Below are 8,509 nucleotides of genomic sequence, written 5' to 3' on the forward strand. Positions count from 1 at the left end.
GAACCCCCTGCGGCGGCCACCCCGCCCGGGGGGTTCCGCGTTCCCCGGCCGGACGGCGCGACAATGGCCGCATGCCCGAAGGAGACAGCGTCCACCGCGTCGCGGCCCGTCTGCACGCCGCGCTCGCGGGCAAGCCCCTCACTCACGCGGACCTGCGCGTCCCCCGCTTCGCCACCGCCGACCTCACCGGGCACACGGTCCTCGACGTCACCCCGCGCGGCAAGCACCTGCTGACCCGCCTCGACGGCGGCCTCACCCTCCACAGCCACCTGCGCATGGACGGCGCCTGGTACGTCTTCGCCCCGGGCCAGAAGTGGCGCGGCGGCCCCGCCCACGAGATCCGGGCGATCCTGGCCAACGCCGACGCCACCGCCGTCGGCTACCGCCTGCCCGTCCTCGAACTGCTCCGCACCGCCGACGAGGACCGCGTGGTGGGCCACCTCGGCCCCGATCTGCTCGGCCCCGACTGGGACCCCGACAGAGCCGCGGCCAACCTCCTCGCCGACGCCGCACGGCCCCTGGGCGAGGCCCTGCTCGACCAGCGCAACCTGGCGGGCATCGGCAACATCTACAAGGCCGAGCTCTGCTTCCTCGCCCAGGTCACCCCCTGGACCCCGGTCGGGGACCTCCCGGATCCGCCGGCCACCCTCCCCCGCCTGGCCGCCGCCGCGCAGCGGCTGCTGGCCGCGAACACCGGCGACCCCGCACGGCCCCGGCGCCGCAACACCACCGGCAGCCGCCGCCCCGGCCGGGAGCTGTTCGTCTACGGCCGCGCCCACCGTCCCTGCCTGCGCTGCGGCACCCCGGTGCGCGAGGCCGCCCAGGAGGGCCGCCCGGCGTACTGGTGCCCCCGCTGCCAGCCGGGTCCGGCCCCCACCCCGGATCCGGCCCCGGACCCGGCCCCGGACCCGACCCCGACGGACTAGTTGACGGGTCGTCAGATCCGCTCGTACGGTCCCTGCATGCCCACACCCAGCCCGTACGACCTCACCGGCCGCACCGCGCTCGTCACCGGAGCCGCGAGCGGGATAGGCCGCGCCACAGCCCTCCTCCTCGCCCGCGCCGGCGCCGTCGTGCACTGCGCGGACCGCGACGAGCCGGGCCTCGCGGAGACCGCCGCTCTGATCACCAAGGGCGGCGGCACCGCCACCGCCCACCCCCTCGACGTCACCGACCGCGCCGCACTGCGGGCCGCCGTCGCCGCGGCCGGGCCCCTGGACATCACCGCCGCCATCGCCGGCGTGATGCACACCAGCAGCGTCCTGGAAACCACCGACGAGGACCTCGACCGGATCCTGGACATCAACTTCAAAGGGGTGCTGCGCACCTGCCAGGAGGCCGTCAGCGCCATGATCGCCGCCGGCCGCCCCGGCTCGGTGGTCACCATGGCCTCCGGCGCCGTGGACGCCGCCCAGCCGGGGCTGCTCTGCTACAGCGCGGCCAAGGCCGCCGTGGTCCAGCTCACGAAGACCCTCGCGACCGAGGCCGGCCCGCACGGCATCCGCGTCAACGCCGTCGCACCGGGATGGATCCGCACCCCCATGACCGGCCGGCACGGCTCCGAGGTCCAGCAGCGGACGGAGGAGGCCATGGTCCGGATGTCCCCGCTGCGCCGGGTCGGGGAGCCCGAGGACATCGCCCAGGCGGTGCTCTACCTGGCCTGCGACGCCTCGTCCTTCATGACGGGCCAGATCCTTCGTCCGAACGGCGGAGTATCGATGCCCTGGTGAGCCCCTTCCCCGCCCCGGCGACCGACGCCCCGGCCGCCCCCGCCGCCGCCGCCCGGGCCCTGCGTACGGGTATCTGCCCCGTGCAGTGGACCGGCAGCAGCCCCAGCCCCCATCCGCCCACCGCGACGGCGCCCTCCACGGGCCCGGCGGCCTCCGGCACCAGCGCGAGCCGCAGCACGGCCCACCACCACAGGACGCCCACCGCCAGGGCGAGGGGTATGAGCAACCGCCGCACGGCCACCTCCACGGGGTACCCCCGGACGGAGTCTGGGGGAGGGCCGGATCCCGGACGCGCCCATCCTCCCGCAGGACCGTGGCCCCCGCACCCAGAACGCCCGCCGCGTCGTCCTGCCGGCCCCCGGACGGCAAAGAGCCCCGGCCGGTGCTCACGCACCCTCCGGGGCTCCCGCCACGCTCACATGCTTGACTCGCGCTCAAGCGGCGACGACGTTCACCGCTTCCACGGGTGCCTTGATGGTCACCCGCTCCGGTCCGCCCGTGACCGAGGCCACGGAAACCGAATTGAGCATCGGGCGCACCGGTGTCGGCACCGGTTCGCTTGCGGCGGCCGACTGCGCAAGCTCCGCCAGCGACAGCTCGTCACTGACTTCGCGCATCAGCTCGGACATCCGTACGTCCAACGCGTCGCAGATCGCGGAGAGCAGCTCGGAGGATGCCTCCTTCTGCCCCCGCTCCACCTCGGAGAGATAGCCGAGCGAAACTCGGGCGGACGAGGAGACTTCGCGCAGAGTACGGCCCTGGCGCTGGCGCTGCCGACGCAGCACGTCACCCAGCAGGCGACGGAGCAGAATCATCGGTGGCTCCCTCCTCTGACCGTGTAGCCGTAACCTTCACGCCCCACCGTACCGCCTCGCGCCGCGGCCGTGCGGGGAGCGATGTCGTGTTCACTCAGGGCTGCAAACATCAAATCCCCCCGTTCCGTTCCGTATCCTGCCCCCGCAGATTCTCGCGGAGTTCGCTTGAGAGGAGTTCGAGCACTGTCCGTGCACTCTCCCTACGAATTTCCGCCCGGGAGCCGTTCAACCGCAGCCGGGCCGTTTTCCTGCCCGCCGGACCCGCCACGGCGATGAAAACCGTGCCCACGGGCTGTCCGTCCTGAGGGTCCGGACCGGCCACTCCGGTGGTCGCGATCCCCCACGAGGCCCCCGTCAGGCGGCGCACTCCGGCCGCCATCTCGGCTGCGACCTGCGCGTTCACCGCGCCTTCGGCCGCGAGCAGCGCCGCGTCCACCCCGAGGACGCGGTGCTTGAGTTCAGTGGCGTACGCCGTGACCGAGCCGAGGAAGGAGCGCGAGGCCCCCGGCACCGCCGTGATCTCGGCGGCGACCAGGCCGCCGGTCAGCGACTCCGCCACCGCGAGCGTCTGGTCACGCTCCGCAAGCATCCGCAGCACGTCCCCGGCCACGCCGGCCGTGCCCGCCGCGTCTTCCGCCGCTCCGGAGGTCTCCGGAGCGTCCCCCGCCCCGTACGTCACTTCGCGGCCCGCTCCTTGGCCAGTCCGGCCCGGCGCAGCACCACGGCCTGCCGGACGTAGTCCAGGCCGGTGACCACGGTCAGCACGACGGCGATCCCCATCACCCAGAACCGCATGGTCGCCAGCGGCCCGGTCAGGGCGAGCACGTACATGCCCACGGCGGTGCCCTGGGCCAGGGTCTTGAGCTTGCCGCCCCGGCTGGCCGGAATCACTCCGTACCGGATCACCCAGAAGCGCATCAGCGTGATCCCGAGCTCACGCCCGAGGATCACCCCCGTCACCCACCAGGGCAGGTCGCCGAGCCAGGACAGACACACCAGAGCCGACCCCATGATCGCCTTGTCGGCGATGGGGTCGGCGATCTTCCCGAAGTCCGTGACCAGGTTGTACGTCCGGGCCAGATGCCCGTCGAAGATGTCCGTGATCATGGCGACGGCGAAGGCCGCCCAGGCCAGCGCCCGCCAGACGGGGTCGTAGCCCCCGTCGGCGAGCAGCAACAGGACGAATCCCGGCACGAGCACGAGCCGGATCATCGTCAGGATGTTGGCGATGTTCCAGAGGCTGGCCTGATTGACGGCCGCAGTCCCGAGCTTCGCGCCGGGCGCGGGCCGGCGGCCGGTCCCGCCCGCCGCCGATGCCGGGACTCCGGTCATCCGGCCTCCTCCTCAAGCTCCAGGTCCAGGGGCTCCGCCACCAGGTCCACACCCAGGGTTCCGACCACCTTGGCCGTGACGATACGCCCCGGCACCAGGCCCGTGCCGTCCGTGAAGACCACCTGCCCGTCCGTCTCGGGCGCCTGGTGGGCGGCGCGCCCGTAGGCGCCCTCGCCCTCCTCGGCCTCGTCCAGCGGGACGACCGTTTCGACGAGCACCTCCAGGGTCTCCCCGATCCGCTCCTCGGCGCGCTGGGAGGTGAGCTCCTCGGCGAGCCGCTGCATGTGCGCGAGGCGCTCGGCGATGGTGTCCGCGTCCAGCTTGTTCTCGTAGCCGACGGCTTCGGTACCGTCCTCGTCGGAGTAGCCGAAGACGCCGATGGCGTCGAGGCGGGCGTGGGTGAGGAAACGCTCCAGCTCGGCGAAGTCCGACTCCGTCTCGCCGGGGAAGCCGACGATGAAGTTGGACCGGACGCCGGCCTGCGGGGCCTTGCTGCGGATGGTGTCCAGCAGCTCCAGGAAGCGGTCGGTGTCACCGAAACGGCGCATGGCGCGCAGCACGTCGGGGGCCGAGTGCTGGAAGGACAGGTCGAAGTACGGCACGACCTTGGGGGTCGAGGTGAGCACGTCGATCAGTCCGGGCCGCATCTCGGCGGGCTGGAGGTAGCTGACGCGGACGCGCTCGATGCCGTCCACCTCGGCCAGCTCGGGCAGCAGGGTCTCCAGCAGGCGGATGTCGCCGAGGTCCTTGCCGTACGAGGTGTTGTTCTCGGAGACCAGCATGATCTCCTTGACGCCCTGCTCCGCGAGCCAGCGCGTCTCGCCCAGCACGTCGCTGGGGCGCCGGGAGATGAAGGAGCCCCGGAAGGACGGGATGGCGCAGAAGGAGCACCGCCGGTCGCAGCCGGAGGCGAGCTTGACCGAGGCGACCGGGCTCTTGTCGAGCCGGCGGCGCAGCGGGGCGCGCGGACCCGAGGCGGGCGCGAGGCCCTCGGGGAGGTCCGCCGGGGCGGCCTCGGGCTCCTGGGCGTGTCCGGGCAGGGCCACGGCGGTGTCCTGGCGTTCCGCCGGGCTGATCGGCAGCAGCTTGCGCCGGTCGCGCGGGGTGTGGGAGGCGTGGATGCCCCCGTTGAGGATCGTCTGGAGGCGGTCGGAGATGTCGGCGTAGTCGTCGAAGCCGAGGACCCCGTCGGCCTCGGGGAGCGCTTCGGCGAGTTCCTTGCCGTAGCGCTCGGCCATACAGCCGACGGCGACGACGGCCTGGGTCTTGCCGTGATCCTTGAGATCGTTGGCTTCCAGCAGGGCGTCTACGGAGTCCTTCTTGGCGGCTTCGACGAAGCCACAGGTGTTGACGACGGCTACGTCCGCGTCGGCGGCGTCCTCGACGAGCTCCCAGCCATCCGCCGCCAAGCGGCCTGCGAGCTCCTCCGAGTCCACCTCGTTACGGGCGCAGCCAAGAGTGACAAGGGCGACGGTACGGCGTTCGGGCATGGACTCAAGACTACTTCGTCCGGACGCGGGCCCCCGCCCAAGTCCCCCCAGAACAAGATCCCCGGGGCCGGCGGCAGGTGCCGCACGGGATCCCGGGGATCTGGAACTTTCTATTCCGTGCTGGTCAGCCCGCCTGGGCCTGGCCCTGGCGCGGGTCGTCCTTGGTGTAGGTGAGACGTTCCACCTGACCGGCCTGGAAGCGCTCCTTGATCTCCTTGCCGTTCACGAACAGCTTGACGACCCCGGCGTCGCCGAGCACGAGGTCCACGGACTCCTTGTCCGTGAAGGTCTTCGACTCGCCCTGCGCGAGGGTTCCGTCGAAGAGCAGCCGGCCGCTGTGGTCCTTCGCGGAGATCCAGCTCTCGCCGGTGTCGGCCGTCAGGACGACGGTGACGAGGTCCTTGGGGGCCGCGGCGATGGCGCTGTCGGAGGGCTCCGGCTTGGGCGCCGACGGGGTCTGCTGGGGCTGGGCGGCCGGCTTGCCCGCGGGCTGCTTGGGTGCGGGCTTGGGGGCGGCGGAACCTTCCGCCACCGGTCGCTTGGCCTGACCGTCGCCGCCGCTGAAGGCGGTGAAGCCGACGAAGCCGATCACGGCGACGATGGCGGCGACCATGGCGGCGGTCCAGTTGGGCCGCTGCCGTTCGGGTCGGATCCGCTCGGCTTCGAACATCGGCGCGGCGGGGGTGGGTGCCGGCCGGCCGCCGTGGGCCGCGTCGTAGCTCTCGACCAGGGGTGCCGGATCGATGTGCACGGCGCGGGCGAGCGTACGGATGTGACCGCGGGCGTAGACGTCGCCGCCGCACCGCGTGAAATCGTCCTCTTCGATCGCGTGCACGATCGGGATGCGCACGCGGGTGGTGGAACTGACCTCGTCGACTGTCAGCCCGGCGGCGATCCGGGCCTTCTTGAGGGCCGTCCCGATGGACGGTCCTTCGACGGAAGGTTCGACGATGCGGTCCTCGGACCGGCCGTCGGTCGAAGGACGCTCTTCTTCGGGGGAGTTGGAGTTGCCGATGGACACGAGGGCGCCTTTCGAGCGTGTAGCCACCTGCTGGCTTCCCAGTCTAGGGGGGTGACGAAAGGGTGGGGCAACCGGAGGGGTGCACTCCCTACGCCATCCGAATGGCTTCGGGAACACCCGCCGCTGCCTCCCTCAACTTGACGCACGCCGGGGGGAAACGGTTGCCCGCCGATCCCATACGGTCGGGTGAGCCGGACGGACCCCCGTTCTAGGGGGCGTCCTGGCCTCGGATCACCGCGAGGATCGCGTCGAGTTCGTCCGGTTTGACCAGGACGTCACGCGCCTTGGAGCCCTCGCTCGCACCGACCACGCCCCGGGACTCCATCAGGTCCATGAGCCGACCGGCCTTCGCGAAGCCCACGCGCAGTTTGCGCTGGAGCATGGAAGTGGAGCCGAACTGGGTGGAGACCACCAGCTCTGCCGCCTGGCACAACAGGTCGAGGTCGTCGCCGATCTCCTCGTCGATCTCCCTCTTCTGCTTCTGCCCGACGGTCACGTCGTCCCGGAAGACGGGCGCCATCTGGTCCTTGCAGTGCTGCACGATCCCGGCGATCTCGTCCTCGGTGACGAAGGCGCCCTGGAGGCGGACCGGCTTGTTCGCCCCCATCGGCAGGAACAGTCCGTCACCCTTGCCGATCAGCTTCTCGGCGCCGGGCTGGTCCAGGATGACCCGGCTGTCGGCGAGCGAAGAGGTGGCGAAGGCGAGCCGCGAGGGCACGTTCGCCTTGATCAGGCCGGTGACCACGTCCACCGAGGGCCGCTGGGTGGCGAGCACCAGGTGGATGCCGGCCGCGCGGGCGAGCTGGGTGATGCGGACGATCGAGTCCTCGACGTCGCGCGGGGCCACCATCATCAGGTCGGCGAGCTCGTCGACGATCACCAGCAGGTACGGGTACGGGCTCAGCTCCCGCTCGCTGCCCGGCGGCAGCTTGATCTTGCCGTCCCGGATCGCGCGGTTGAAGTCGTCGATGTGCCGGTAGCCGAAGGCCGCCAGGTCGTCGTAGCGCAGGTCCATCTCGCGCACCACCCACTGGAGGGCCTCGGCCGCCCGCTTGGGGTTGGTGATGATCGGCGTGATCAGGTGCGGGATGCCCTCGTACGCGGTGAGCTCGACGCGCTTGGGGTCGACGAGCACCATCCGCACGTCCTCCGGCGTCGCCCGCACCATGATCGAGGTGATCAGGCAGTTGATGCAGGAGGACTTGCCGGAGCCGGTGGCACCGGCGACCAGCACGTGCGGCATCTTCGCGAGGTTCGCCATGACGTAGCCGCCCTCGACGTCCTTGCCGAGCGCGACCAGCATCGGGTGGTCGTCCTCGGCGGCGTCGGCCAGGCGCAGCACGTCGCCGAGGTTGACCATCTCCCGGTCGGTGTTCGGGATCTCGATGCCGACCGCCGACTTGCCGGGGATCGGGCTGATGATCCGTACGTCGGGCGAGGCCACGGCGTAGGCGATGTTCTTCGCCAGCGCCGTGATCCGCTCGACCTTCACGGCTGCGCCGAGCGTCACCTCGTAGCGGGTGACCGTCGGGCCCCGGGTGAAGCCGGTGACCTGCGCGTCGACCTTGAACTCGGTGAAGACGTTCGTCAGCGCGGCGACGACCGAGTCGTTGGCGGCGCTGCGGGTCTTGCCGGGCCCGCCCTTCTCCAGCAGGTCCAGCGAGGGCAGCGCGTACGTGATGTCCCCGCGCAGCTGGAGCTGTTCGGCGCGGGGCGGCAGCGGCTGGGCCTCCGGCGGGGCCTTCGTCAGGTCGGGCACCGACAGGGTCCCGGAGGCCGCGGCGGTGCGCTCGTGCGGCGCTTCGGCCCCGGCCGGGACGACGGGCGCGACGGAGGCGGCGGAGGCGGCAGAGCCGGAGGCGGCGGCCGCGGGCCGCTCCTCTCGGGCGGGCGGCACCGGAGCGGTGACCTCGACGCCCTCGCGCCCCACGGAGAGCCCCTGGGTGAGGTCGGCGACCAGCGGGGACGGGGGCAGACCCCCGTAGACCACCCCGTCCAGCGCGGCGGCGGCCGCCGCGGCCACGTCGACCGCGTCCATCTCCCGCCCGCCGGGCCGTGAGGCGGTGCGCCGCGGCCTGCGCCGCCGGGCCAGCGCCGCCTCCTCGGCGGCGTCGGCGGGAT

Annotated in this window: 9 protein-coding genes; 2 read left to right on the forward strand and 7 right to left on the reverse strand. The window is 72.2% G+C overall.

Going from position 1 to position 8,509, the window contains the following annotated elements:
* The first annotated feature begins 71 nt into the window (after positions 1-71).
* Together AB4039_RS32130 and AB4039_RS32135 are read left to right on the forward strand one after the other, a co-directional pair.
* Positions 72-926, forward strand: a complete 855-nt coding sequence (locus AB4039_RS32130) for an Fpg/Nei family DNA glycosylase (protein ID WP_442272422.1) — start codon at positions 72-74, stop codon at positions 924-926.
* A gap of 36 nt (positions 927-962) precedes the next feature.
* Positions 963-1,730 (forward strand): SDR family oxidoreductase, encoded by a 768-nt coding sequence (locus tag AB4039_RS32135; RefSeq protein ID WP_266842747.1) that lies wholly within the window; start codon positions 963-965, stop codon positions 1,728-1,730.
* On the opposite strand, the gene AB4039_RS32140 is transcribed toward AB4039_RS32135, so the two are convergent.
* From AB4039_RS32140 to AB4039_RS32170, 7 genes are all read right to left on the reverse strand, one after another.
* Positions 1,678-1,971, reverse strand: coding sequence for a hypothetical protein (locus AB4039_RS32140; RefSeq protein WP_442272424.1), 294 nt, complete (start codon positions 1,969-1,971; stop codon positions 1,678-1,680). The two genes, AB4039_RS32135 and AB4039_RS32140, sit on opposite strands and share 53 nt — an antisense overlap.
* A 193-nt stretch (positions 1,972-2,164) precedes the next feature.
* Positions 2,165-2,545: a helix-turn-helix domain-containing protein gene (locus AB4039_RS32145; protein ID WP_266842746.1), complete on the reverse strand. Its 381-nt coding sequence runs from the start codon at positions 2,543-2,545 to the stop codon at positions 2,165-2,167.
* A gap of 109 nt (positions 2,546-2,654) precedes the next feature.
* Positions 2,655-3,134, reverse strand: a complete 480-nt coding sequence (locus tag AB4039_RS32150; RefSeq protein WP_266844078.1) for a nicotinamide-nucleotide amidohydrolase family protein — start codon at positions 3,132-3,134, stop codon at positions 2,655-2,657.
* Between the two features lie 86 nt (positions 3,135-3,220).
* Entirely contained in the window at positions 3,221-3,877 is a 657-nt protein-coding gene (pgsA, locus tag AB4039_RS32155; RefSeq protein WP_266842744.1) for a CDP-diacylglycerol--glycerol-3-phosphate 3-phosphatidyltransferase, read from the reverse strand.
* Positions 3,874-5,367: a 30S ribosomal protein S12 methylthiotransferase RimO gene (gene rimO / locus AB4039_RS32160; RefSeq protein WP_266842743.1), complete on the reverse strand. Its 1,494-nt coding sequence runs from the start codon at positions 5,365-5,367 to the stop codon at positions 3,874-3,876. The genes pgsA and rimO overlap by 4 nt, the downstream gene beginning before the upstream one ends.
* Positions 5,368-5,491: 124 nt before the next feature.
* A complete protein-coding gene (locus AB4039_RS32165) occupies positions 5,492-6,388 on the reverse strand; it encodes a helix-turn-helix domain-containing protein (RefSeq protein WP_266844077.1) in 897 nt (298 codons plus the stop codon).
* Positions 6,389-6,596: 208 nt separating this feature from the next.
* Positions 6,597-8,509 (reverse strand): DNA translocase FtsK (locus AB4039_RS32170; RefSeq protein ID WP_442272423.1); only part of this gene is annotated, 1,913 nt, incomplete at its 5' end.

The organism is Streptomyces sp. M-16, from assembly GCF_052114405.1.
Classification (GTDB): Bacteria; Actinomycetota; Actinomycetes; order Streptomycetales; family Streptomycetaceae; genus Streptomyces.

Excerpts from the sequence above, each read along its gene's own strand:
- AB4039_RS32130 (WP_442272422.1), top strand. The coding sequence starts at position 72 with ATGCCCGAAGGAGACAGCGTCCACCGCGTCGCGGCCCGTCTGCACGCC.
- pgsA (WP_266842744.1), bottom strand. The coding sequence starts at position 3,877 with ATGACCGGAGTCCCGGCATCGGCGGCGGGCGGGACCGGCCGCCGGCCC.
- AB4039_RS32145 (WP_266842746.1), bottom strand. The coding sequence starts at position 2,545 with ATGATTCTGCTCCGTCGCCTGCTGGGTGACGTGCTGCGTCGGCAGCGC.
- rimO (WP_266842743.1), bottom strand. The coding sequence starts at position 5,367 with ATGCCCGAACGCCGTACCGTCGCCCTTGTCACTCTTGGCTGCGCCCGT.
- AB4039_RS32150 (WP_266844078.1), bottom strand. The coding sequence starts at position 3,134 with ATGCTTGCGGAGCGTGACCAGACGCTCGCGGTGGCGGAGTCGCTGACC.
- AB4039_RS32135 (WP_266842747.1), top strand. The coding sequence starts at position 963 with ATGCCCACACCCAGCCCGTACGACCTCACCGGCCGCACCGCGCTCGTC.